General features: G+C 54.7%; 24 protein-coding genes. 23 read left to right on the top strand and 1 reads right to left on the bottom strand.

The window, feature by feature from the left end:
* Nucleotides 1–100 precede the first annotated feature (100 nt).
* Nucleotides 101–304: a YdcH family protein gene (locus AC097N_RS09785; protein ID WP_479580767.1), complete on the top strand. Its 204-nt coding sequence runs from the start codon at nt 101–103 to the stop codon at nt 302–304.
* Between the two features lie 3 nt (nt 305–307).
* Nucleotides 308–2,320 carry an ATP-dependent DNA helicase gene (locus tag AC097N_RS09780; protein ID WP_479580766.1) on the top strand — a complete coding sequence of 671 codons (2,013 nt, stop codon included), beginning with the start codon at nt 308–310 and terminating at the stop codon, nt 2,318–2,320.
* On the opposite strand, the gene AC097N_RS09775 is transcribed toward AC097N_RS09780, so the two are convergent.
* Nucleotides 2,283–3,089 (bottom strand): outer membrane protein assembly factor BamD, encoded by an 807-nt coding sequence (locus AC097N_RS09775; RefSeq protein ID WP_479580765.1) that lies wholly within the window; start codon nt 3,087–3,089, stop codon nt 2,283–2,285. The two genes, AC097N_RS09780 and AC097N_RS09775, sit on opposite strands and share 38 nt — an antisense overlap.
* A gap of 14 nt (nt 3,090–3,103) precedes the next feature.
* Between AC097N_RS09775 and AC097N_RS09770 the strand changes: the two genes are divergently transcribed.
* The 21 genes from AC097N_RS09770 to AC097N_RS09670 all read left to right on the top strand — a co-directional run bounded on the left by AC097N_RS09770 (nt 3,104) and on the right by AC097N_RS09670 (nt 24,116).
* Nucleotides 3,104–4,114, top strand: a complete 1,011-nt coding sequence (locus AC097N_RS09770) for an RluA family pseudouridine synthase (RefSeq protein WP_479580764.1) — start codon at nt 3,104–3,106, stop codon at nt 4,112–4,114.
* 129 nt (nt 4,115–4,243) lie between these two features.
* Nucleotides 4,244–4,936: an SMC-Scp complex subunit ScpB gene (gene scpB / locus AC097N_RS09765; protein WP_479580763.1), complete on the top strand. Its 693-nt coding sequence runs from the start codon at nt 4,244–4,246 to the stop codon at nt 4,934–4,936.
* Entirely contained in the window at nt 4,933–6,330 is a 1,398-nt protein-coding gene (locus AC097N_RS09760) for a pseudouridine synthase (RefSeq protein WP_479580762.1), read from the top strand. Before scpB ends, AC097N_RS09760 begins: the two co-directional genes overlap by 4 nt.
* A gap of 139 nt (nt 6,331–6,469) precedes the next feature.
* Nucleotides 6,470–6,895, top strand: coding sequence for a nucleoside-diphosphate kinase (ndk, locus tag AC097N_RS09755; protein WP_479580761.1), 426 nt, complete (start codon nt 6,470–6,472; stop codon nt 6,893–6,895).
* 8 nt (nt 6,896–6,903) lie between these two features.
* Nucleotides 6,904–8,052 (top strand): dual-specificity RNA methyltransferase RlmN, encoded by a 1,149-nt coding sequence (gene rlmN / locus AC097N_RS09750; protein ID WP_479580760.1) that lies wholly within the window; start codon nt 6,904–6,906, stop codon nt 8,050–8,052.
* On the top strand, nt 8,049–8,885 hold the full coding sequence (gene pilW / locus AC097N_RS09745) for a type IV pilus biogenesis/stability protein PilW (protein ID WP_479580759.1): 837 nt from the start codon (nt 8,049–8,051) through the stop codon (nt 8,883–8,885). The genes rlmN and pilW overlap by 4 nt, the downstream gene beginning before the upstream one ends.
* A complete protein-coding gene (locus AC097N_RS09740; protein ID WP_479580758.1) occupies nt 8,845–9,801 on the top strand; it encodes a helix-turn-helix domain-containing protein in 957 nt (318 codons plus the stop codon). The genes pilW and AC097N_RS09740 overlap by 41 nt, the downstream gene beginning before the upstream one ends.
* Nucleotides 9,801–11,075: a flavodoxin-dependent (E)-4-hydroxy-3-methylbut-2-enyl-diphosphate synthase gene (gene ispG, locus AC097N_RS09735; protein ID WP_479580757.1), complete on the top strand. Its 1,275-nt coding sequence runs from the start codon at nt 9,801–9,803 to the stop codon at nt 11,073–11,075. The genes AC097N_RS09740 and ispG overlap by 1 nt, the downstream gene beginning before the upstream one ends.
* Nucleotides 11,076–11,083: 8 nt before the next feature.
* On the top strand, nt 11,084–12,397 hold the full coding sequence (gene hisS, locus AC097N_RS09730) for a histidine--tRNA ligase (protein ID WP_479580756.1): 1,314 nt from the start codon (nt 11,084–11,086) through the stop codon (nt 12,395–12,397).
* A 12-nt stretch (nt 12,398–12,409) separates the two neighbouring features.
* Nucleotides 12,410–13,138: a YfgM family protein gene (locus AC097N_RS09725; protein WP_479580755.1), complete on the top strand. Its 729-nt coding sequence runs from the start codon at nt 12,410–12,412 to the stop codon at nt 13,136–13,138.
* Nucleotides 13,139–13,146: 8 nt separating this feature from the next.
* Nucleotides 13,147–14,277 (top strand): outer membrane protein assembly factor BamB, encoded by a 1,131-nt coding sequence (bamB, locus tag AC097N_RS09720; RefSeq protein WP_479580832.1) that lies wholly within the window; start codon nt 13,147–13,149, stop codon nt 14,275–14,277.
* A 17-nt stretch (nt 14,278–14,294) separates the two neighbouring features.
* Nucleotides 14,295–15,641 carry a ribosome biogenesis GTPase Der gene (gene der, locus AC097N_RS09715; RefSeq protein WP_479580754.1) on the top strand — a complete coding sequence of 449 codons (1,347 nt, stop codon included), beginning with the start codon at nt 14,295–14,297 and terminating at the stop codon, nt 15,639–15,641.
* Between the two features lie 117 nt (nt 15,642–15,758).
* Entirely contained in the window at nt 15,759–16,007 is a 249-nt protein-coding gene (hfq, locus tag AC097N_RS09710) for an RNA chaperone Hfq (protein ID WP_479580753.1), read from the top strand.
* The gene (gene hflX / locus AC097N_RS09705) at nt 15,985–17,163 is read left to right on the top strand and encodes a GTPase HflX (RefSeq protein ID WP_479580752.1); all 1,179 of its coding nucleotides are present in this window, start codon (nt 15,985–15,987) and stop codon (nt 17,161–17,163) included. Before hfq ends, hflX begins: the two co-directional genes overlap by 23 nt.
* Nucleotides 17,164–17,202: 39 nt before the next feature.
* On the top strand, nt 17,203–18,576 hold the full coding sequence (gene hflK / locus AC097N_RS09700; RefSeq protein ID WP_479580751.1) for an FtsH protease activity modulator HflK: 1,374 nt from the start codon (nt 17,203–17,205) through the stop codon (nt 18,574–18,576).
* A gap of 9 nt (nt 18,577–18,585) precedes the next feature.
* Nucleotides 18,586–19,485 (top strand): protease modulator HflC, encoded by a 900-nt coding sequence (gene hflC / locus AC097N_RS09695; protein WP_479580750.1) that lies wholly within the window; start codon nt 18,586–18,588, stop codon nt 19,483–19,485.
* A gap of 2 nt (nt 19,486–19,487) precedes the next feature.
* Nucleotides 19,488–19,676 (top strand): DUF2065 domain-containing protein, encoded by a 189-nt coding sequence (locus AC097N_RS09690; RefSeq protein ID WP_479580749.1) that lies wholly within the window; start codon nt 19,488–19,490, stop codon nt 19,674–19,676.
* Nucleotides 19,677–19,735: 59 nt separating this feature from the next.
* Entirely contained in the window at nt 19,736–20,884 is a 1,149-nt protein-coding gene (locus AC097N_RS09685; protein WP_479580748.1) for an ATP phosphoribosyltransferase regulatory subunit, read from the top strand.
* A gap of 21 nt (nt 20,885–20,905) precedes the next feature.
* Nucleotides 20,906–22,282, top strand: coding sequence for an adenylosuccinate synthase (locus AC097N_RS09680; RefSeq protein ID WP_479580747.1), 1,377 nt, complete (start codon nt 20,906–20,908; stop codon nt 22,280–22,282).
* A gap of 86 nt (nt 22,283–22,368) precedes the next feature.
* Nucleotides 22,369–22,893, top strand: coding sequence for a phosphoribosyltransferase (locus tag AC097N_RS09675; RefSeq protein WP_479580746.1), 525 nt, complete (start codon nt 22,369–22,371; stop codon nt 22,891–22,893).
* Between the two features lie 14 nt (nt 22,894–22,907).
* On the top strand, nt 22,908–24,116 hold the full coding sequence (locus AC097N_RS09670) for a PLP-dependent transferase (RefSeq protein ID WP_479580745.1): 1,209 nt from the start codon (nt 22,908–22,910) through the stop codon (nt 24,114–24,116).
* Nucleotides 24,117–24,130 lie beyond the last annotated feature (14 nt).

Raw genomic sequence — 24,130 nt, 5'->3', positions numbered from 1 at the left:
AAAAGATATCACCCCGGTGATTGGTTTTTTGAGTTGTATTATCAAGGTAACTGGCGGCTTCACCTGACCCAATTTCCACGGGTTTTCATTTCGGATTTACTTGGACTCTAACCTGCATTCACCTCAACGGCGGCTGATCGAGTTGCGTATGGAACACGGCGATCTTGACGCAATGATTGACCGCGCCAGCGATCAAAGCCCCCTGGATGAATTGTTGATGCGCCGGCTGAAAAAGCGCCGCCTGGGTTTGCGCGACGAGATGGCTCGTATTGAGCGTTTTATATCGCCAGACCAGCCTGCCTGAAGAATGAGTTTGCAGGACCTTGTCCGCGAGACCTTTGCGCCCGAAGGCTTGCTCTCACGCACCGTCGAGGCATTCACGCCACGCGAGGGCCAAACGGCCATGGCCGTGGCTGTGGCCCGCACCATTGATGACGGTGGCGTGCTGGTGGTCGAGGCGGGAACCGGCATCGGGAAGACTTTTTCCTATCTGGTCCCGGTCTTGCTGAGTGGCGAACGTGCGCTCATCTCCACCGCCACCAAGACATTGCAGGATCAATTGTTTGGCCGGGATTTGCCGCACTTGATCGACGCGTTGGGTGTGCCGGTGCGTTTGGCCTTGCTCAAGGGGCGAAGCAGTTACCTTTGTTTGCATCGATTGGAGACGGCCCGCCACAACGATCGTTTTTCTGACTCGATTTCATTGCGAACGCTGGCCAAAGTGGAGCAATGGGCGCAGGTGACCCATGCGGGGGACCTGGCAGAATTGCCCGGCCTGGATGAGCGTTCGCCCGTGATTCCCTTGGTTACGTCGTCTCGCGATAACTGTCTGGGATCGCAATGCCCGAAAATTCGCCTCTGTCATGTCAACCTGGCGCGAAGAGAAGCCTTGGCAGCCGATGTGGTGGTCATCAATCACCATCTTTTTTTTGCGGATCTGGCGGTGCGCGAGTCTGGCATGGCAGAGCTGTTGCCCACCGTGCAATCGATCGTCTTCGACGAAGCGCATCAACTCAACGAAACGGGCGTCCAGTTTCTGGGCAAACAATTGACCACGGGGCAGCTGCTCGATTTTGGGCGTGACCTGCTCACGCAGGGGTTGCAACATGCGCGCGGATTGGCAGATTGGCAACAACTGGCGTTTGATACCGAGTGCGCTGCGCGGGATCTGCGTCTGGTGGTGGGCAAGCAGGCTCCCGGTGCCAAATTGCGCTGGGTCGATACGGCGCCGGAACGCGTGGATGTTGTGCAATGGACGGAGTCGCTGAACGCACTGCACGCGGCTTGCTCACGCGCTAGTGTTGCGTTGTTGACGGTGAGCGAGATTGCGCCCGAGTTTGTCCGGCTAAACGAACGGGTGACCGAATTTGCTGCGCGGATTGAGTCGTTTTTCAGTCCTGCGGGTGATGATGCAGTGCGATGGCTTGATGTTGGAACCCAACTCAAACTGGTTCACGCCCCGCTCGATATTGCAGACGCACTTCAGCGCAAGCTGCTCGCACCCATGGCGGTCGAGGGCTCCCGGAAGTCCTTGATTTTCACGTCGGCAACGCTGGGTCATGACGCCAAGTTGAGTTGGTTTACGGAGCGATGTGGCCTGAGTGGCGCCGAAGTATTGAAAGTTGGCAGTCCGTTTGACTACGCCACACAAGCATCTTTGTACATTCCATCGAGTTTCCCCAAGCCCAATGACCCGGACCACAGCAGACAGGTGGCATCTTTAGTTGCCCAAGCGGCCACGGTCATTGGCGGGCGCACCCTGGTGCTGACGACTACGCTGCGTGCTTTGCAGGCAGTCAGCGAAGCCCTTCAATTGCATTTCAGACATTCCATGGCGTTTGAGATACTGGTTCAGGGCCAGCAAACAAAACGGGAGCTTTTGGAGCGATTCCGGCGAGGCAGTCAAACGGGGCAGGCTGGCTGCATTCTGGTGGCCTCTGCGTCCTTTTGGGAGGGGGTTGATGTGCCGGGAGATGCCTTGCAAATGGTCGTCATTGACAAGCTGCCTTTTCCGCCTCCGGGTGATCCCGTCGTGGACGCGCGCTCCAAAATGCTTGAAGCCACGGGCCGTAGTGTCTTCAATAGTTACTTTATGCCCGAAGCGGCTATTGCGCTTCGGCAAGGGGCGGGGCGATTGATCAGGCGGGAATCGGATCGTGGGGTTCTGGTCGTGTGTGATACACGCCTCGCTGCCATGGGCTACGGAAAGCGCTTGCTGGCTTCCTTGCCCCCCATGAAAAAAATCAGCTCGGAAAACGAGCTGATGGAGACTTTGAACCTGCTTACCAGACCTTCCACCAAGGATCTGAACTACCCTTGAACCCGCGGCTCAAGTACTCGGATTGAGGGTAGTTCTTTTCCAGAACGCGTTTTGCATCGTCACGCAACGGGGCAATGCCCAAAGCATCATAAGACTTGAAGATGATGAAAAGAGCCTCTTCCACCGCTGGCACGCCCGGATAGTCGGAGACAGCGATTTGCGCCCTGTTAATAGACGCCACAAAAGCGCCGCGCGCAAAATAGTAGCGCGCAACGTGCACTTCGTACTGAGCCAGAGAGTTCACGATGTAGGTCATGCGCAGACCCGCATCCGGCGCGTAGCGGGAAGTTGGAAATCGTGCAACCAATTCCTTGAATGACTCAAACGACTCTTTAGCGGCTTTTTGATCTCGTTCCGCCAAATCCTGTCGGGTGACGGCCGAGAACAAGCCCAGATCGTCATTGAAGTTGATGATGCCCTTCAGATACAACGCGTAGTCAAGCGCCGGACTGGCAGGGTGAAGTTTCATGAATCGATCCAACGTTGCCAGTGCCTGTGCCGCTTCCCCGGATTTGTAGTGGGCGTAGGCTTTGTCGAGTTGGGCCTGCTGGGCGAGAGGCGTTCCGGCGGCGCGGCCTTCCAGTTTTTCATAGAGCGACACAGCCTTGTCGTAGCCCCCGGAATTCATTTCATCTTTTGCTTCTGCGTAGATCTTGTTAGGGCTCCAGGATGCCGTCTTATCCTCGGGGACTGACGAGCACCCTGTCAACAGCAATGCTGCACCTGTCAGCGACCAGGCGCAGACAACCGATAATTTGGCTCGAAACATGAGGTAAAACTTTCTTGAAAAATTCCGAGTTGATTATATCGAGCGGGCTCGACGGCGAAGACTCCGACGACCGTGGCGATACAGGGCCAGACACAGAACTGCGGCATTTGGTGTTTGGCGAGGCTCAGCACGGGCAGCGTCTGGACCGCGCTTTGGTTGAGCTTGTGCCAGAGTTCTCGCGAAGTTACCTTCAGCAGTTGATCGATCTGGACGGCGTCCGGATCAATGGTGCGGTCGTTCGCAAGCCGTCTACCCGTGTCAAGGCCTCCGATTCGGGTGTCATTGAGTTGCGGCCGACACCTCAAAGCCAGGCTTTCAAGCCTGAATTGATGTCGCTCAATCTGGTTTACGAAGATGAACACTTGATGGTGATCAACAAACCTGCCGGTCTGGTTGTCCATCCTGCGCCGGGCAACTGGAGTGGCACGCTGTTGAACGGTTTGTTGGCCCACGATCCACAAGCCTCAAATTTGCCACGCGCTGGTATCGTTCATCGGCTGGACAAAGATACCAGTGGTTTAATGGTTGTTGCGAGAACGCGTCCAGTGATGGATGCACTTATCAAAGCCATTGCGGCAAGGGAGGTTGGCCGACAGTATGTGGCGTTGGCCCATCGTCCGTGGGTAGGTAACCGCGCTAGAGAGGTCAATGCCCCCATTGGTCGAGATCCACGCAATCGTTTGAGAATGGCGGTGGTTGACATGGCGAAGCACCCCGGTAAATTGGCTCGGACTGATATTCAGCTGCTTCAAGGGTGTGATCAGGGAAGCCTGGTGCGGTGTACCTTGCACACGGGGCGGACCCACCAAATTCGGGTCCATATGGCCTCCATCGGCCATCCATTGGTGTCAGATGAACTTTATGGCGGTACGCTGGCAGGGGGGCTTCTCAGGCAGGCGCTGCACGCGTGTCGCCTTGCTTTTTCGCATCCAGTTACGCAAGAATCATTGGTTTTCCAGTCGTTGCCACCGGATGATCTGGCCGCTGCCATGAAAGAATGGGGCCTAAGTTACAATGGGGCTTAGCGGTTTTATAAACCAGCACCTGGCAAGCATTTGCCGGGACGCGCTGCGGATTCATCAATCTGCCCTTGGAGCGCCATGAATCTGAATGATTTTGCACCTTGACGGTGTCTTTCCCGGAATTGCCAGACTATGAATACGGCGGATGCCAAGCGCGTACTAGAAACCGCCTTGATTTGCTCCCAGCAGCCTTTGCAGCTGCGCGAGATGCGTGCTTTATTTGACGAAGGCTTGGGCTTGGACACGTTGAAGGTGTTGTTGCAGGAGTTGCAGCAGGATTGGGCTCAGCGAGGTGTCGAGTTGGTTAGCGTGGCAACCGGATGGCGTTTTCAAAGTCGCCCGGAAATGAGAGAGTATCTTGACCGGCTGCATCCAGAAAAACCACCGCGCTACACCCGGGCAACTCTGGAAACGCTCGCGATCATTGCCTATAGGCAGCCCGTGACTCGAGGTGATATTGAGGATATTCGTGGTGTGACCGTCAACTCTTTGCTGCTCAAGCAGCTTGAGGATCGGGGCTGGGTTGAGGTCATTGGCCACCGGGAGGCCATTGGCCGCCCGGCGCTGTTTGCCACGACCAAGCATTTTTTGGATGATCTGGGGCTCGAGTCACTGGATCAATTGCCTTTGCTGGACTCTCCGGCGCAGCGAGCGGGCTTCATGGAAGCGCTTGGCGCCGATGATTCCGTATTGCAGCCAGAGCTGGACATTTCATCCGCTGTAGTGCCGCAGTCACCAAGTGACGAAGCCACAGCCAGCGCTGCCACAACTGACAACGGCAGTTCTGGCGGCGATTTATTTTTCTTGACGGGGATTCAACCATGACCGAACACAATGCCGACAACTCGGATGAAACAACAACAGCCGCACTTCAGTCCGTTGATGGCGCGCTGGGCGCGGGCTCTGACCCGGTTGTTCAGGCTGCGGATGGGGTGTCCTCAGATCCCGGCCAGGCACTTCCTTTGTCTGAGCCGGTGGGCTCCAAAGTGCTCACGTCTGGCGTTGCAGGCAATCGTTTCGAAGATGTGATCTCCGGTCAATTCGACGCAGATGAAGAGGTCGTTGATTTGGTGCCATCCAAGCGGGTGTTGGCGCCGTTGGCTGAAACTCCCAAGTTGCACAAGGTTTTGGCGCAGGCCGGCATGGGTTCCCGGCTTGAGATGGAGCAGTTGATCATGGAAGGCCGGATCACGGTCAATAATGAGCCTGCTCACATTGGACAGCGCGTGCAGTTTGGAGACCACGTCAAGGTCAATGGAAAACCCATTCGATTTCGGATTGAGGCGCCACCGGCACGTGTCATTGCTTACCACAAGCCTGTTGGAGAAGTCGTCACCCATGACGACCCACAAAACCGCCCAACGGTGTTTCGTCGTCTGCCCAAACTTTACCAGGGCAAGTGGCAATCTGTTGGCCGTCTTGATTTGAATACCGAGGGACTGCTGCTTTTCACAAGCTCAGGTGAGTTGGCCAACAATTTGATGCACCCCCGTTTTGGCTTGGAGCGTGAGTACGCTGTTCGAGTGCTCGGCGCGCTCAACAAGGAAGAGAAGAAAAGGCTGCTGGAAGGCGTCAAGCTTGACGACGGGATGGCTCAATTCGGTTCAATCGAAGAAGGCGGCGGTGAAGGATCCAATTGTTGGTACCGCGTCACGATTTCGGAAGGTCGTAACCGGGAGGTCCGGCGGATGTTTGAGGCGGTTGGACATGCAGTGAGTCGCCTGATTCGAATTCGTTATGGCGCCATGGTTCTGCCGCGCGGTCTCAAACGTGGCGCCTGGATGGAGTTGGATGAGGGTGATATCAAGTCATTGATGAAGGTTGTTGGTGTCCGCGTACCTCGTGCCGAAGGCGATGAGGCCGGGCCTGTCGGCGCCGAACGCCCGCGGCGAGAGGGCGCAAGCCAGGATCCAGGGGCGAGGAATAAACGTGGTGGCAGTGTGCGCGGAAGCGGTCCGCGGAGCTCTGGTACTGGCCAGCGTAGCATTCCCCCTGGTGCCAATAAAGACGGATCTCAAGGTTTCTCAACGGGTCAGGCGCGCAAGGCTCGGCCCGGCTCAGGTGACCGCGATGTTGGTGCAAGTCAGCCTGATCCGATGAAGACTGCTTTTGGCTACATCGGCGCTGACAGTTTCACTCGCCAGAGGCAGGATCAAGGGCAGCGTCGTGGCAGTGGATCCGGTGGCACCGGCGGTGGCCAGCGTCGGCGCGGCCGTTGATCATTGCGATAAAGTGTAAATTCGCGTGTGCATTGCCCGTGGTCTCCATTCCATTGAGTATTTCGTGGGTAGTGTGCTCAGGTTAAAATAGAAAGCTTTGCCGAGTGGGCAAAATTCAAAATCAAGTTCAGGAAACATCATGACTATCGAACGTACTCTCTCCATTATCAAACCCGACGCCGTTGCAAAAAACGTGATCGGTCAAATCTATGCGCGTTTCGAAGCCGCAGGACTTAAAGTTATTGCGTCCAAAATGGTTCGTTTGTCGCGTGGCGAGGCAGAGGCTTTTTATGCGGCGCACAAAGAGCGCGGCTTCTTCAAGGATTTGGTCGACTTCATGGTCTCCGGTCCCGTCATGATTCAAGCACTGGAAGGCGAAAACGCCGTTTTGAAGCATCGTGATCTGATGGGTGCCACTGATCCGAAGAAAGCAGCTCCTGGAACCATTCGTGCTGACTTTGCTGACAGCATTGATGCAAACGCTGTGCACGGTTCCGACGCTGTTGAGGCTGCCGCTGTTGAGGTGGCTTTCTTCTTCGCCGGCATGAACGTCTATTCACGTTAAGTAACGTAATGACGGTCAACCTGCTCGATTACGACCTCGAGGGCTTGGCCGTTTTTTGTGAGCGGCTGGGCGAAAAACGCTTTCGAGCCGTTCAACTTTTTCGCTGGATTCATCAAAAAGGCGCCTCCAATTTTGATGACATGAGTGATCTTGCGAAGTCTTTGCGGGAGAAGCTCAAGGGGGTTGCTCATGTGAAGGCATTGAATGTCATTTCACAGCATATGTCGGCAGATGGAACCATTAAGTGGTTGTTTGATGTGGGCGGTGGTGATGCGGTGGAGGCTGTATTTATTCCCGAGGATGATCGAGGTACCTTGTGCATCTCATCTCAGGCCGGTTGTGCCGTGGGATGCCGCTTTTGCTCCACAGGACATCAAGGATTTAGTCGGAATTTGAAAACTGGCGAGATCGTCGCCCAGTTGTGGTTTGCCGAGCATTTCTTGCGTCGTCATTTGAAGCGCGATGATCGTGTGATCTCCAACGTTGTCATGATGGGGATGGGTGAGCCGCTGCAAAATTATTCGGAATTGGTGCCGGGTCTGCGCGTCATGCTGGATGACCATGGGTACGGTTTGTCGCGTCGACGTGTGACAGTTTCGACCTCAGGTGTTGTTCCGATGATGGATCGTCTTTCGCAAGACTGTCCGGTTGCACTTGCTGTGTCATTGCATGCCCCTGTTGACGCTTTGCGTGACAATTTGGTGCCACTGAATAAAAAATATCCGATTCAGGAATTACTTGAAGCCTGCAATCGTTACCTGGCGTTTGCTCCTCGTGACTTTATAACGTTTGAGTATTGCATGCTCGATGGTGTCAATGATCAGACCGAGCATGCCCATCAATTGGTGGCGTTGGTGCGTGCTCATTCCACTGGTGGCGTCTGGTGTAAGTTCAACCTGATTCCATTCAATCCTTTCCCTGCTTCTGGTTTGCTTCGATCGGCTCCGGAGCAGGTCAAGGTGTTTGCCAAGATATTGAGTGACGCGGGCATTGTGACTACCATTCGCAAAACTCGCGGCGATGATATTGATGCTGCATGCGGGCAGTTGGCGGGTGATGTCAAAGATCGAACCGGTATCAATGACCGCATTGCGCGGCAGCGCACCATCATGCTGAGGCCTGTTGCAAGTGTCTCCTCGGAAACGAAGGAATCATGAATATGCATTTATCTGGCCTTTTGCATTGCAAGTCGTTCTGGTTGAGTGCTTGCCTCTTGTTTGTTGGATTCGGTGGTTTACAGGGCTGTGCGTCAAAATCGGACGGGGTGGGCCCTATGGGCAGTCAATCAGAAATCGTCACCGAGTCGGACGAGCCGGATGCCCGAAAGCGTGCTCGTATTCGGCTGGAGCTGGCCGTTGGCTATTTTGAGCAGGGTCAGACCACCATTGCGTTGGACGAGTTGAAGCAGTCGATAGCGGCTGATCCAAATTATGGAGAAAGCTACAACCTGCGTGGTTTGATCTACATGCGCCTCAACGACTTTAGATTTGCTGAAGAGAGCTTCAAACGAGCCTTGATCATCAATCCACGCGACTCGAATGTTATGCACAACCTGGGTTGGTTGATGTGTCAGCAAGCCAGGTACCCTGAATCCCTGCAGGTTTTCTTTCAGGCGCTTGCCAATCCTTTGTATGGCGAGCGTGCTAAAACCCTCAGAGCGCAAGGTTTGTGCGAGATGCGGGCGGGCCTTCGAGCGGAGTCTGAAAAGAGCTTGTTGCGATCCTACGAGCTTGACGCTGGCAATCCCGTGACGGCCTACAACTTGGCGACGCTTCTGTTGCAGCGCGGTGATTTCGTTCGGGCCCAGTTCTACGTGAGGCGGTTGAACAATGGTGAATTGGCAAATGCCGAGTCACTGTGGCTGGGTATCAAAGTGGAGCGAAAAATGCAGAATCGGGATGCATTGATGCAGCTGGCAGGGCAATTGGAAAAGAGATATCCGCAATCACGTGAAGCTGCAGCCTACCAGCGAGGTGCTTTTGATGAGTGAGAGTGTTGTGTCAAGTTCTGAGAGTCCGGCAGTGGCACCGGGCGCCCTTTTGCAAATTTCTGGCGGAACAATGTTGCGCCAAGCGCGTGAAGCTGCTGGCTTACACATCGCTGCGCTTGCCGTGTCACTCAAAGTGCCTGTCAAAAAGCTTGAGGCGCTGGAGGCGGATCAACTCGATCTGTTACCCGATATTGTTTTTGTTCGTGCGCTTGCGGCTAGTGTTTGTCGAGTTCTTAAGGTCGATTCAGCGCCCATTTTGGAACGGTTGCCGCATACGATTGGGCCTCGTTTGAAAACCGATGAGACTGGAATCAATACGCCGTTTCGTACAGCAGGGCATACCACTGGATTTGCTCTGCGAGAGCAGCTGACCAAGCCGTTTTCGTTGGCTGTTTTAATTCTATTGATTGGTGCGTTGATTCTCGTTTTTGCCCCTTTTCCGCACAAACCAGATGTCGCCAAAGTAGCTGATTTGAATAGCCCTGCTGTGAGTACTGCTCGGCTATCGCCTCTGGTGGCTCAATCGGGTGCCGAGTTTGTTCAGCAAGGTCCTTCTGTTCTCGTTGGTTCGGTTGAGCCAGTGATTCCTCCGCCTGTTGCATCGCGACCGACCGAGTCTTTGAATATTGGAACAGGAAACACACAGTTGCCCGTGGTCAATGCTGCCGCGGGTGCGTCAAAAAACTTGGTAGTTTTCAAGGCGCACGGTGTTTCTTGGGTTGAAGTAGTTGATGCAAGTGGTACGGTACAACTTAGAAAGACGATGGCGGATGGCGAGACACTGGAGGCCTCGGGGGCTCTGCCGCTGGCGGTTGTCGTTGGGCGGGTAGACACCATTGAAGTTCAGGTTCGCGGCCAAGTGATGGATTTAAAACAATTAGCAAAAGAAAATGTTGCTCGATTTGAGGTGCGGTAATGGAGTTGTTTTCACAAATTGAATCTGCAAGGCCCAAGTCCCGCCATTCACGTCAGGCACGTGTGGCGTGGGGTAGCAGGATCGTCACGGTGGGTGGGGATGCACCCGTGCGTATCCAGTCCATGACCAACACTGACACGGTTGACGTCATTGGCACGGCTATTCAGGTCAAAGAATTGGCGTTGGCGGGGTCTGAAATGGTCCGGCTCACCGTGAACACGCCTGAGGCCGCGCAAGCTATTCCGTATGTTCGAGAGCAGCTTGATCGCATGGGTATTGATGTTCCGTTGATTGGCGATTTTCATTACAACGGGCACAGATTACTCACTGATTTTCCGGCTTGTGCCCAGGCTTTGTCCAAATACCGGATCAATCCGGGCAATGTCGGCAAAGGCGATAAGCGAGACAAGCAGTTTGGTTTGATGATTGATGCCGCAATGCGATGGGATAAGCCGGTCCGCATCGGGGTCAATTGGGGCAGTCTGGATCAAGACCTGCTTGCCATCTTGATGGACGAGAACAGTCGCCGCGCGACGCCGTCAGATGCCAAACCGATCATGTACGAAGCCCTTATTACATCTGCCATTGAATCGGCAAGCCGAGCTGTAGAGATGGGTATGAGCGCAAGTCAGATTATTTTGTCCTGCAAGGTCAGTGGTGTTCAGGATCTTGTTTCCGTGTACCGGGAGTTGGCCAAGCGCTGTGATTTTCCTTTGCATCTTGGTTTGACAGAAGCGGGTATGGGCACCAAGGGTGCTGTTGCCTCCGCGACGGCGCTGTCGATTTTGTTGCAGGAAGGCATTGGCGACACGATTCGCGTTTCGCTGACACCTCAACCGGGTGAGGCCAGGACTCAAGAGGTCGTGATTGCCTGTGAGATCTTGCAGGCTTTAGAGCTTCGTTCATTTGTGCCCAGCGTCACGGCTTGCCCTGGTTGTGGCCGAACAACCAGTTCCACCTTCCAGGAGCTGACTAAGCAGATCGAGGATTTCCTGCGATCACAAATGCCTGTTTGGCGTGACAAGTATCCAGGTGTTGAGAAGCTCAAAGTCGCCGTCATGGGGTGCATTGTTAACGGCCCTGGAGAAAGTAAACATGCTGATATAGGCATCAGCTTGCCAGGAACAGGCGAAGCCCCTGCTGCGCCTGTTTTCATTGATGGCGAAAAGCGTTTGACTTTGCGTGGCGACACCATTGCGCAAGAGTTCCAGAAGATTGTCGAAAACTATATTGAAGATCGGTTTGGGGCTGCGAAAGCCACAATTTCCGTCTGAACAAGCAAATGAGTGAAAAGAACACTGTTGTCAAGTTGGGAAAGCTGACTGGCGTTAAGGGCATGAATGATGTTTTGCCACCAGAGTCCGCGGCAGTCGAGTGGCTAGAGGGAAAAGTGCGTTCGTTGATGGGGCGCTATGCCTACAAAAATATCCGGACGCCGATCGTCGAACGTACGCCGTTGTTCGTTCGCGGGCTGGGGGAGGTCACAGATATTGTTGAAAAGGAAATGTATTCCTTTGAAGATCGTTTGAATGGCGACCCGCTCACACTGAGACCGGAGTGCACGGCCGGAGTGGTCCGGGCGGTTGTAGAGCACTCCATGCTTTATGACGGTGGGAAGCGTTTGTATTACATCGGTCCTATGTTCCGGCATGAAAGGCCCCAGCGGGGGCGTTATCGCCAGTTTGACCAGATTGGCGCGGAGGCATTGGGGTTTTCGGGTGCAGAAGTTGACGCAGAATTGATCTTGCTCGCTGTCGCACTTTGGAAAGACCTAGGTTTGGCCGACGTACGGCTTGAGCTCAACAGCTTGGGGCAGCCAGAAGAGCGTTCAAAGCATCGGCAGGCATTGATTTCCCATTTTGAACAGCATCTCGATGTGCTTGATGAAGATGCCAAGCGACGCCTGTATAGCAATCCGCTCAGAATTCTCGACTCCAAGAACCCTGCGATGCAATCTGTGGTCGAGTCAGCACCGCGACCGATCGATTATTTGGGTGAGGCCTCACTCGCTCATTTCAACGCACTCAAGTCCATATTGGACGCCAATGGTGTGTCGTATATGGTCAATCCCCGATTGGTTCGGGGAATGGACTACTACAACCTTACTGTGTTCGAATTTACGACTGATCGACTCGGCTCCCAGGGAACAGTTTGCGCGGGTGGTCGGTACGACTATCTGGTTGAACAACTGGGTGGTAAACCTGCTCCAGCTGTTGGATGGGCGCTTGGTGTTGACCGTGTGCTCGAATTGGTCCGGGAGCAAGGTTTGGCCTCAGTAGAGGCTGACCTTGACGCTTACGCCATTGTCACTGATGTCGCAGCGCTGCCGACTGTGTTGCAAGCGCTTCAAGCCCTGAGGGCTGAAGGCGTCAGCGTGCAAATGCATACCAGCGGCGGCGAAGGCATGGGTAGCATGAAATCGCAATTCAAGCGAGCTGATGGCAGTCGGGCACGCTTTGCGCTGGTATTTGGTGCGGATGAAATCTCGCAAAATGTGGTAACGGTCAAATCGCTGCGTGATGGTAGCGGGGAGCAGGTTACCCAATCACTCTCGAACATCGTCGAGTGGGCCGCCACCCTACAATTGCGCACTTAACTGAACATACTCATGGCAAATCATTTAGATCTAGAAGAACAAGAGCAACTCGACCAGCTCAAGCATTTTTGGAAGCAATACGGGAACTGGATAACTTGGGCGTTGATTCTGGTGTTGGGCGCATTTGCCAGCTGGAATTTCTACCATTACTATCAGCGAAACCAGTCTCAGCAGGCTGCTACGTTGTTTGATGAAGTTGAGCGCGTCGTGAAAGCTGGTGATGCCGCCAAAATCGATCGCGTCTTTGCCGATATGAAAGACCGTTTCGCCTCCACCGTGTACGCTCATCAAGCTGGCCTGCTGGTTGCGCAACAGAGTTTTAAAACCGGAAACCTTGATGCCGCCAAAGCAGCGCTGGTGTGGGTGGCTGAGAAGTCATCAGATCCAGGCTACCAAGCCATTGCGAAGCTCCGTTTGGCAGGCGTCTTGATGGAGTCCAAGGCTTTTGATGAGGCTATGAAACAATTGGATGGAGCTTTCCCATCGACTTTTTTGCCACTTGTTGCAGATAGAAGAGGTGACCTGTTCTTGCTTCAGCAAAAGAAACAAGAAGCCATTGTGGAATACCTGAAAGCGTTCAAAGGTTTCGAAGAGCGTGTTGAGTATCGACGTCTGGTTGAAGTCAAACTGAATTCATTGGGTATTGATCCTCAGCCGAGTGCGACTGTTGCCAACACAATCGCTCAAGCCGTTGGGGACGCGCCTGCTGCCACCCCAACAGTTCAAGAGGTCAAGAAGTGAAGATAAATATGAGTCTAGGGCGAGTGTTCAAGCGAGTCATTGCCGGTCTTCTGTTGTTGGCTCTTGTCAGCAGTTGCTCAAGTACGCCTGAAAAGCCCAAGCCAGCAGATTTGGCCCCAAACGCCGGTCTGCTGGGTGTTCGGTTGGCCTGGTCCGCCAAAGTTGGCTCGATTGCGTTCCCTCTGGATGTAAAAGTCAATGGAAGCACTGTCCAGGTGGCCAGTTCTGAAGGTGTCATCGCCTCATTTGACGTCCAGACCGGTGCCGAGTTGTGGCGCACCAATGTTGGAGGCCCAATTGCTGCAGGGGTAGGCAGTGATGGTGAATGGTCTGCGGTGGTAACTTACTCCAATGACCTGGTCGTGCTGAATGCAGGACGGGAAATTTGGCGTCAAAAAATGTTGGCACAGGTTTTTACTGCCCCATTGGTTGCTGGCGGGCGTGTTTTTGTCCTGTCGGCTGATCGTTCTGTAACCGCGTTTGATGGTGGTTCAGGTCGCAAGCTCTGGACTCAGCAGAGACCTGGCGAGTCATTGGTTCTGAGGCAGGCCGGTGTGCTGTTAGCGGTAAACGAAACTGTGGTGACCGGCTTGTCCGGGCGCCTTGTTGGATTGAATCCATCCAATGGTGCAATCCGTTGGGATGCTCCCATTGCAGCGCCACGTGGAACCAACGACATTGAACGCCTTGTTGATTTGGTAGGTAGAGTCAGCCGTCAGGGTGATGTGGTCTGTGCTCGTGCTTTTCAGGCCTCTGTGGGTTGTGTTGACACCGCTCGCGGCAATGTGTTGTGGACAAAACCTGCGGTGGGGTTTGTTGGGGTTCACGGCGACGAAAAATATGTTTTTGGTGTTGAGATTGACTCCAAAATCATCGCTTGGTCGCGGTCCGATGGTCAGCAAGCCTGGGTGTCCGAGCGCCTCCGCTATCGGACCTTAACCGCCCCCTTGGTGGTTGGGCGTTCAATTGCCGTGGGTGATGAGGGTGGCATTGTTCATTTGCTTTCGCGCGATGACGGTTCGGCACTCACACGGGTGTCGACCGATGGTTCAGCTATTGTTACCGGGCCGGTTTTGGCTGCTGGAACGCTGGTAGTTGTCACCCGCAATGGTGGCATTTTCGGCTTCAGGCCAGAGTAAGTGTTGGATTGCAATTTATGAAACCAGTTTTGGCCCTTGTAGGCCGTCCAAATGTCGGCAAATCGACGCTATTTAATCGGCTCACAAAATCACGTGATGCCATCGTGGCCGATTTTGCGGGCTTGACCCGTGATCGGCATTACGGCAATGGCAAGCAGGGAAAGCACGAATACATCGTCATTGACACCGGTGGGTTCGAGCCCGATGCCGAAAGCGGTATTTTTAAGGAAATGGCGAAGCAGACCCGTCAGGCTGTAGCAGAGGCCGATGTCGTGATTTTTGTGGTGGATGCACGTGAAGGCATTTCAGCGCAGGATTATGAGATTGGCAAGTATTTGCGGCGTCTTGGCAAACCCTGTTTGCTGGCTGCCAACAAGGCGGAAGGCTTGACCGCTAGCGGGAAACTGGTGGAGTTCTTTGAGTTGGGTTTGGGTGAGGTTCATGCCATTTCTGCCGCTCATGGACAGGGCATTCATACCTTGGTGGAGCTGGCGCTAGCGCCCCTTAATCTGGCTGATCCTGATGAGGACGATGGTGAGCGCGAACCTGGTGTCATCAAGTTGGCGGTTGCTGGCCGTCCGAATGTCGGCAAGTCGACGCTGATCAATACTTGGCTGGGCGAGGAGCGCTTGGTCGCTTTTGATTTGCCAGGTACCACCCGCGATGCTATTTCTGTTCCTTTCGAGCGCAATGGTCAGAAATTTGAGTTGGTTGATACGGCTGGCCTGCGACGAAGAGGAAAGATTTTTGAAGCGATTGAAAAGTTTTCAGTCGTTAAGACCTTGCAGGCCATCGAATCCTCCAACGTTGTCTTGCTGCTAATTGATGCGACACAGGGTGTGACGGACCAAGATGCTCACATTGCGGGCTATATCCTCGAGAATGGCCGAGCTGTGGTATTGGCTGTCAATAAATGGGATGCCATTGATGAGTACCAACGAGAACTGGTGAAGCGATCAATTGAAACCCGTTTGCCATTTTTGAAGTTTGCAGCGATGCACCTGATATCTGCAACCAAACGGCAGGGCCTGGGTCCGTTGTGGGGTTCTATTGCACAAGCGTATAAGGCGGCCAACTGCAAGATGTCGACGCCGGTGTTGACTCGCTTGTTGCTTGAGGCAGTCCAATTTCAAAGCCCCAAACGTTCTGGCATGTTCCGTCCCAAGTTGCGCTACGCTCACCAGGGTGGAATGAATCCTCCTGTTATCGTCATTCACGGGAATTCTCTGGAACACGTGACTGATGCCTATAAGCGCTTTCTGGAAGGGCGCTTTCGGAAGGAGTTCGATCTGGTGGGGACGCCTATGCGAATCGAGATGAAGATGTCGACCAATCCCTACGCGGACAAGGACTCTTCCCGGTAAAAGTACTTGTCGAGGTTCACCGCAATCGTCTGACGGGTTAGAGTCCTTGGCGCATGGAAAAGGCAGTCTGCTGTGTTATCGTTGATACTTGTTTAATTTCAGAACACGGAGAATATCGTGAGCAATAAAGGCCAACTACTTCAGGACCCATTTCTCAACGCATTGCGTCGGGAACATGTTCCGGTCTCCATCTACCTGGTCAATGGTATCAAGCTGCAAGGCCAGATTGAGTCCTTTGATCAGTATGTCGTATTGCTTCGCAACACCGTGACCCAGATGGTCTACAAGCATGCTATTTCGACTATTGTGCCTGGGCGCGCTGTGAGTTTTGCAACCGGCGAGGGTGACCAGCCTGCCGCCGCCTGATCGTCAGTTTGCGCCGACTATTCTGGTCGGCGTAGATTTTGGACTTCCCAATTTCGACAGTGAACTCGAAGAACTCGGTTTGCTAGCGCAGACTGCCGGATTGAATCCGGTTGCCAAGGTGACCTGCAAGCGTCGTGCACCTGATGCGGCGCTCTTCGTCGGTAGCGGCAAGGCTGATGAAATTAAATTGCTTGCAGCCCAGTTAGGCGCTGTTGAGGTTCTCTTTGATCAAAGTTTGAGTCCCGCGCAGCAACGGAACCTTGAGCGACATCTTGAGCTGCCGGTCAATGATCGGACGTTGCTTATTTTGGAAATCTTTGGGCAGCGCGCGCGAAGCCATGAAGGAAAACTCCAGGTCGAGCTCGCGAGGATGCAATATTTGAGCACCCGACTCGTTCGCCGATGGTCCCACCTGGAGCGACAAAGCGGCGGTATTGGCATGCGGGGCGGCCCGGGTGAAAGCCAGATCGAACTTGATCGCCGGATGATTGGCGACAATATTAAAAAGATCAAAGAGCGTTTGGTCAAGGTCAAACGGCAACGCCAGACCCAGCGGCGGCAGCGGGAGCGTCGTGACGCATTCAATATCTCGTTGGTTGGTTACACCAATGCCGGGAAATCGACATTGTTCAATGCGCTGGTCAAGGCACGGACTTATGCTGCTGATCAACTGTTCGCAACCTTGGATACCACTACGCGCCAACTCTATCTTGGAGAAGCCGGTCGGTCAGTATCTCTCTCCGATACGGTGGGTTTTATTCGAGACTTGCCGCATGGTTTGATTGATGCATTTCAGGCCACGTTGCAGGAGGCTGTTGATGCTGATTTGCTGCTTCATGTCGTCGATGCCGCCAGTCCCCATTTTTTAGAGCAGATCGCAGAGGTTCAGCGCGTTTTGAAAGAAATTGGCGCTGCTGATATCCCACAGATTCTGGTGTTCAACAAGCTTGATGCCCTTGAAAACGAACGCAGTCCCCTGCAGCTTGAGGATACGTTTGATCTGGGCGGTACCGAAACTCAACGCATATTTTTAAGTGCCAAGAACGGTGAAGGCGTTCCGGCCTTGCGGCAACTACTGGCACGTGTGGTTGTTGGGGGTGCTTCACCGTCAGATGGCAGTGACTATTTCCCTGAAGACCATGAGGCCGCTCCCTGATTGGGCACAATTCGGTAACGATACATAAGAGACGAAGAGATGAAACTTCATTTACGCACGTTTCGCTGGGCTGTTTTGCCGCAGCGGATCAAGGGTATGTTCAATTTGAACGACCCTCGCTGGGGCCGAGGCGACGACAAGTCGGCTGACGGCGACGGGTCGGATTCCTCACAGGGTTCCAATGCGCCAGACTCGCAGCCCAAAGGGGCGAACGACCGGGGCCCGAAGCGCGCTCCCAACCAGGGGCCACCGGATCTTGACGAGCTGTGGCGTGACTTCAACCGCAAATTAGGTGGCTTGTTTGGCGGTGTTAAAAATGCTGGCAAAGGAGTCTCCGGCGGCGGTGGTTCAGGCGGTGGTTTTCAACCTGACATGAAAAGCGCCAGCATCGGCGCTGGATTGATTGCGGGTGTCGTGCTGCTGATCTGGCTCGGCACTGGTTTTTTCATTGTCCAGGAAGGCCAGCAGGCAGTCATCACCCAGTTTGGCAAATACAAATCGTCTGTGGGTGCTGGATTCAACTGGCGTCTGCCGTATCCCATTCAGCGGCATGAATTGATTTTTGTGACACAGATCCGTTCTGTCGATGTCGGGCGCGATTCGGTCATCAAAGCCACTGGTTTGCGGGAATCGGCGATGTTGACCGAAGATGAGAATATCGTTGAAATCAAGTTTGCAGTGCAGTACCGACTCAGTGATGCCCGCGCATTTTTGTTTGAAAGCAAGAGTCCCAGCGAGGCAGTCGTCCAAGCCGCGGAAACTGCGGTGCGCGAGGTCGTTGGCAAGATGCGCATGGACAGCGCCTTGTCGGAAGAGCGTGATCAGATCGCACCACGGGTGCGAGCCTTGATGCAGAAAATTCTGGATCGTTACAAGGTCGGTATCGAGGTCGTGGGCATCAATTTGCAGCAGGGCGGCGTGCGCCCCCCCGAACAAGTGCAGGCCGCCTTTGACGATGTGCTGAAGGCCGGTCAAGAGCGTGAGCGAGCAAAGAATGAGGCTCAAGCTTACGCGAATGATGTCATTCCGCGTGCTGTTGGTTCGGCGTCCCGGTTGAAAGAAGAGGCGGACGCTTACAAAGCCAAAATTGTGGCCCAGGCCCAGGGTGATGCGCAGCGCTTCAAATCAGTCTTGGCGGAGTACCAGAAGGCACCACAGGTCACCCGTGACCGGATGTACCTGGATTCGATGCAGCAGATCTACAGCAATGTAACCAAGGTACTGGTCGACTCCAAACAAGGCTCAAACCTCTTGTATCTGCCTCTTGACAAGATTGTTCAGATGACTAATCAGGGGGCCGATGCCACAGCAGTGACGGCGCCTGTCGCTGCGCCTGCGAACACGCCGACCAATTCGACCATCGATGCGCGTTTGCGGGATGCTTCCCGTTCACGTGATCGCGACACACGCTAGGAGCCCAGAATGAACAGGCTAGGATTTATTTTTTCGTCGCTATTGGTCGTACTGGCACTCGCCAGTTCGATGATGTTTGTGGTTGATCAGCGGCAATTTGGTGTGGTGTATGCTCTGGGGCAAATCAAGGATGTGATCACCGAGCCCGGTTTGAACTTCAAATTGCCGCCACCTTTTCAGAATGTCTCTTACATTGACAAGCGCTTGTTGACGCTGGAAACCAGTGACACTGAGCCGATGTTGACCGCAGAAAAGCAGCGTGTCGTGATTGACTGGTACGTGCGCTGGAGAATCTCGGAGCCCACCGAGTACATCCGCAACGTTGGATTGACCGAGGCAGACGGTGCCAATCAGCTCAACCGAGTAGTGCGCAATGCTTTCCAGGAAGAAATCAACAAGCGCACGGTCAAGGAATTGTTGTCTACCAAGCGTGAAGCCTTGACTGCAGACGTCAAAGCCGAGGTGTTGGACAAAGTCAAGGGCGCCAAGCCTTGGGGTGTGGACGTCGTCGACGTTCGCATTACGCGCGCTGATTATGTTGACGCGATTACCGAGTCGGTTTATCGGCGTATGGAGGCAGAGCGCAAGCGCGTGGCCAACGAGTTGCGTTCGACCGGTGCCGCTGAGGGTGAGAAAATTCGTGCTGACGCAGACCGCCAGCGAGAAGTGACCGTGGCCAATGCCTACCGAGATGCGCAGAAAATCAAGGGCGAGGGTGATGCCGAGGCCGCGCAGATTTACGCTGAAGCCTTTGGGCGGGACCCGCAGTTTGCCCAGTTCTACCGCAGCCTGGATGCTTACAAGGCGAGTTTCGGTAAGAAAAGCGACGTCATGGTTGTCGACCCTTCTTCGTCGGAATTCTTCAAGGTGTTTCGCGGGAGTTCAGCGCCTGCCGCCGTGAAGAAATAGTCTTGGACAGCGGTACTTTCTGGATGGCGATGGCCTTCGTTCTCGTGATCGAAGGTCTTTTCCCATTTTTTTCGCCCAAAGGCTGGCGTCAGATGTTTCAGCAGATTCTTCAACTGACTGACGGCCAACTTCGGTTTTTCGGAATGTGCAGCATATCTGTCGGTGCATTGTTGATTTGGTTTCTTCAGTGAGTCAATCGGGCTGTGAAGCCCGGTAAAATCACTGTTTTAACAGCCTCCCCATAATATTCATGTCTGCTTGGGTCCTGCCGGATCACATTGCCGATGTCTTGCCGTCTGAAGCGCGGCACATCGAAGAACTTCGTCGAGACTTGCTGGACATGGCGCGCTGCTATGGCTACGAGTTGGTCATGCCGCCGCTTTTGGAGCACCTGGAGTCTTTGCTGACCGGTGCGGGTGGGGCGCTTGATCTGCAAACCTTCAAACTCGTGGATCAACTCTCGGGCCGCATGATGGGCTTGCGGGCTGACAGCACGCCTCAGGTCGCTCGCATTGATGCTCACTTGCTGAATCGCCAGGGTGTCACCCGTCTGTGTTATTGCGGCCCTGTGTTGCATACACGCCCGGGCGGTCCTCATGCAACGCGTGAACCGCTCCAATTTGGAGCCGAAATCTATGGGCACGCCGGTCTTGAGGCTGATCTGGAAGCGCTCTTGCTGGCGCTCGATTGCCTTAAGGTTGCCAAAGTGAAGTCGCCCACTGTCGATATGGCGGATGCGCGCATTGTCAAGTCCCTGCTTCAAGGTGTGACGCTTGATGGCGACTTGCTGGCCCAGGTGCATGCGGCCCTGGCTGCCAAGGACAGCAGCGAACTCAGTTTGTTGACACGGGATTTTCCGGATGCTTCGCGCCAAGGCTTGCTCGCGCTGGTTCAGCTTTATGGCGACAGCAAGGTACTGCTGGAGGCGGAGAAAGTGCTTCCGCCCATGGCCGCCGTGCGAGAGGCGCTATCAAATCTGAAGTGGCTCGCCAGTCATCTGGATGGTTGTAATGTGACTTTTGACCTGGCTGATTTGCGTGGTTATGCCTATTACACCGGTGCACGGTTTTCTATCTACACCGCGGGTGCGAACGACGCACTGGTGCGTGGCGGACGCTATGACGAGGTGGGGGCTGTGTTTGGGCGTAACCGGCCTGCGGCGGGTTTCAGTCTTGATGTCAAGGCACTCGTGCCCGTGTTGGCAGCCCGTCCCTTGCATGTTGCCATCCGCGCGCCCTGGAATGAAGCGGCTGATTTGCGTACCGCCATCGCGGCACTGCGCGCGCGCGGTGAAACGGTGGTGTGTGTCCTGCCTGGGCATGAGAGTGAAGTTGATGAGTTCCATTGCGACCGCGAGCTGATTCAGGTTGCGGGGCAGTGGGTCGTGAAATCCGTCTAAAAATTGAAGTGATTGCAAAAAATGAACGCAACTAAAGGTCGTAATGTCGTCGTCGTTGGCACCCAGTGGGGCGACGAAGGCAAAGGCAAGTTGGTCGATTGGCTGACTGAAAGTGCCCAGGGCGTGGTTCGCTTCCAGGGCGGCCACAATGCGGGTCACACGCTGGTGATCAATGGTGTGAAAACAGCCTTGCACCTGATTCCCAGTGGCATAATGCGCCCGGGCGTGAAATGCTATATCGGCAACGGCGTGGTCTTGTCGGCTGCCAAATTATTTGAAGAAATCGAAGGCCTGGAAAAGGTGGGCATTGAGCTCCGTTCGCGTTTGCGAATCAGTGAAGCCTGTCCCTTGATTTTGCCCTTCCATGCGGCACTCGACGTGGCCCGTGAGGCGGCCCGCGAAAAGGGAGGCAATGCCAAAATCGGCACCACCGGTCGTGGCATCGGTCCGGCCTATGAGGACAAGATTGCCCGCCGTGCGCTTCGCGTCCAGGATCTGAAATACCCCGAGCGTTTTGCCAACAAATTGCGTGAACTGCTGGACCTGCACAACCATGTGCTGACCAGCTACCTCGGGTCCGTAGCGTTTGACTTCGGGCCGACCCTGGCACCCTATATGGCCGATGGAAAAGTCCTTTTTCAGCCTGTTTTCGACGAGGCCATGCGCCACGCCGAGTTGCTCAAGCCCATGATGGCCGATGTGTCCCGTGAACTCAATGAAGCGCACCTCAAGGGTGCCAATTTGTTGTTTGAAGGCGCCCAAGGCACGCTGCTGGATGTGGACCATGGCACATATCCCTATGTCACTTCCAGCAATTGCGTTGCCGGCAACGCCGCTGCGGGTTCGGGCGTCGGCCCTGGCATGCTGCACTACATCCTGGGTATCACCAAAGCCTATTGCACACGCGTGGGTGGCGGTCCGTTCCCAACCGAGTTGGATTGGGAAGTTGAAGGCACACCGGGCTACCACATGAGCACCATCGGCGCTGAAAAAGGTGTGACCACAGGTCGCAGCCGGCGTTGCGGCTGGTTTGATGCGGCGTTGCTCAAGCGCTCTGCTCAAGTCAATGGTCTTACCGGGTTGTGCATCACCAAACTGGATGTGCTGGACGGCTTGAAAGAGCTGATGTTGTGCACGGGTTACGAACTTGACGGCGAACTGATCGACATCCTGCCCATGGGCGCTGATGACATCGAACGTTGCAAGCCTGTCTATGAAACGATTGAAGGTTGGACGGACAGCACAGTTGGCGTGACCCAGTACGACAAGCTCCCCACCAATGCCCGTCTGTACCTGCAGCGCATTGAGCAGGTGACGGGTGTGCCCATCCACATGGTATCGACCAGTCCTGACCGTGACCACACGATCATGATGCGTCACCCCTACCTGGCTGACTGAATCTCGGGCTCAAAGAGATTTAAGGGAAATATGCCTGTAGCCCCCGTAGCGTGTGCGCAGGCAGCTATTAATTCAGGAGCAAATCCATGTTGACCGAAGACGGCAAACACTTGTATGTCAGCTATGACGAGTACCACAACCTGATCGAGAAACTGGCGATCAAGATCCACCAGTCCAGTTGGGATTTCGATACCATTTTGTGTCTTGCGCGGGGCGGCTTGCGTCCAGGCGACATCCTGTCACGCGTATTTGACAAGCCCCTGGCGATCATGTCCACCAGTTCTTACCGCTCGGATGCCGGCACGGTGCAAGGCCATCTTGACATTGCCCGGTTCATTACCACCCCCAAAGGCGAGATCGCCGGCAAGGTGTTGTTGGTCGACGATCTGGCGGATTCCGGTCACACGCTCAATGCGGTCATGAAGCAGCTCAAGGGCAACTACGCGCCCATCACCGAGCTGCGCAGCGCAGTGATCTGGACCAAGGCCTTGTCCACGTTCACGCCAGATTATTCTGTGGAGTTTTTGCCGACCAATCCCTGGATTCATCAGCCTTTTGAAGGGTATGACGCCTTGCGACCGGAACAATTGATTCAAAAGTGGAGTGTCTGAGGGCAGGGTGAGTCATGGCTGATCTGACAACCACACTGATTCATCACCCTTACGAGCCACCCGCTGGTTTTGCGGCACCGCAACCCGGTGTCTTCAAGGCTTCTACGGTGATCTTTCCCAATGTCGCCGCCATGCGCGACTTTGAATGGAAAGACAAAACCGCTTACACCTACGGCTTGCACGGCACACCCACGACCTACACGCTCGAAGAGCGGTTGTGCACCCTGGAGGGGGGCCTGCAATGTCTGTTGCTTCCCAGTGGACTGGCCGCCATCGCTAATGTCGCCCTGTCGCTGCTGTGCACAGGCGATGAGGTGCTCATTCCTGACAATGCCTACGGGCCAAATAAAGTGCTGGCCGAAGGGGAGTTGAAAAGCTGGGGGATTACCCACCGCTACTACGACCCCATGAATCCGCAAGACCTGGCTGACAAGATCAGCGCGAAAACCCGCCTGGTCTGGCTGGAAGCGGCCGGTTCGGTCACCCTGGAGTTTCCCGACCTGTGCGAGATGGTGCGCATCTGCCAACAGCGCGGCGTGTGGACGGCGCTGGACAACACCTGGGGGGCCGGCCTGGCTTTTGCACCGTTTGATTTGATGCCGGGTACCCATCCCGGCCTGGGCGTGGACATGTCGGTTCACGCATTGACCAAGTACCCCAGTGGCGGTGGTGACGTGCTGATGGGAAGCGTCATCACGCGTGATGCCTCGCTGCACATGAGGCTCAAGTTGACCCACATGCGCCTGGGCATTGGCGTAGGGGCCAATGACGCCGAAGCCGTCTTGCGTTCCCTCCCCAGTATGGCGCTGCGTTACCGGGCGCATGACGAGGCTACGCGTGAATTGGCTATCTGGAGCCAGGGTCGTGCCGAGTTTGCACAGGTCTTGCACCCGGCGCTGGCAGATTCGCCTGGCCATGCGCATTGGCGCGACCTGTGCAAGCCAGGGTTTGGCGGCGCAGCGGGACTGTTCAGCGTGATCTTTCATCCGCGGTACAGCCCGCAACAGATTGATGTGTTTTGCGATTCACTCAAGCTGTTCAAAATTGGTTACAGCTGGGGCGGTCCCATGAGTCTGGTCGTACCTTATGACCTCAAGTTCATGCGCACGAACTGGCCTGCACATTTGAAACTAGGCCCCCTCGTGCGATTTTCAGTCGGGTTGGAGGCCGCGGCTGATTTGCAGGCCGACCTTGCACAGGCATTACAGAAGGCCTTTCACTGAGTCAGTGTTTACCT

The sequence above is a fragment of the Rhodoferax sp. LS1R11 genome, from assembly GCF_056521395.1.
Note: the sequence above shows the minus strand (reverse complement) of the source record. Positions and strands in the feature narration are given on the sequence as shown.

Excerpts from the sequence above, each read along its gene's own strand:
- AC097N_RS09780 (WP_479580766.1), top strand. The coding sequence starts at position 308 with ATGAGTTTGCAGGACCTTGTCCGCGAGACCTTTGCGCCCGAAGGCTTG.
- AC097N_RS09775 (WP_479580765.1), bottom strand. The coding sequence starts at position 3,089 with ATGTTTCGAGCCAAATTATCGGTTGTCTGCGCCTGGTCGCTGACAGGT.
- scpB (WP_479580763.1), top strand. The coding sequence starts at position 4,244 with ATGAATACGGCGGATGCCAAGCGCGTACTAGAAACCGCCTTGATTTGC.
- AC097N_RS09760 (WP_479580762.1), top strand. The coding sequence starts at position 4,933 with ATGACCGAACACAATGCCGACAACTCGGATGAAACAACAACAGCCGCA.
- ndk (WP_479580761.1), top strand. The coding sequence starts at position 6,470 with ATGACTATCGAACGTACTCTCTCCATTATCAAACCCGACGCCGTTGCA.
- rlmN (WP_479580760.1), top strand. The coding sequence starts at position 6,904 with ATGACGGTCAACCTGCTCGATTACGACCTCGAGGGCTTGGCCGTTTTT.
- pilW (WP_479580759.1), top strand. The coding sequence starts at position 8,049 with ATGAATATGCATTTATCTGGCCTTTTGCATTGCAAGTCGTTCTGGTTG.
- ispG (WP_479580757.1), top strand. The coding sequence starts at position 9,801 with ATGGAGTTGTTTTCACAAATTGAATCTGCAAGGCCCAAGTCCCGCCAT.
- hisS (WP_479580756.1), top strand. The coding sequence starts at position 11,084 with ATGAGTGAAAAGAACACTGTTGTCAAGTTGGGAAAGCTGACTGGCGTT.
- AC097N_RS09725 (WP_479580755.1), top strand. The coding sequence starts at position 12,410 with ATGGCAAATCATTTAGATCTAGAAGAACAAGAGCAACTCGACCAGCTC.
- bamB (WP_479580832.1), top strand. The coding sequence starts at position 13,147 with ATGAGTCTAGGGCGAGTGTTCAAGCGAGTCATTGCCGGTCTTCTGTTG.
- der (WP_479580754.1), top strand. The coding sequence starts at position 14,295 with ATGAAACCAGTTTTGGCCCTTGTAGGCCGTCCAAATGTCGGCAAATCG.
- hflK (WP_479580751.1), top strand. The coding sequence starts at position 17,203 with ATGAAACTTCATTTACGCACGTTTCGCTGGGCTGTTTTGCCGCAGCGG.
- hflC (WP_479580750.1), top strand. The coding sequence starts at position 18,586 with ATGAACAGGCTAGGATTTATTTTTTCGTCGCTATTGGTCGTACTGGCA.
- AC097N_RS09685 (WP_479580748.1), top strand. The coding sequence starts at position 19,736 with ATGTCTGCTTGGGTCCTGCCGGATCACATTGCCGATGTCTTGCCGTCT.
- AC097N_RS09680 (WP_479580747.1), top strand. The coding sequence starts at position 20,906 with ATGAACGCAACTAAAGGTCGTAATGTCGTCGTCGTTGGCACCCAGTGG.
- AC097N_RS09675 (WP_479580746.1), top strand. The coding sequence starts at position 22,369 with ATGTTGACCGAAGACGGCAAACACTTGTATGTCAGCTATGACGAGTAC.
- AC097N_RS09670 (WP_479580745.1), top strand. The coding sequence starts at position 22,908 with ATGGCTGATCTGACAACCACACTGATTCATCACCCTTACGAGCCACCC.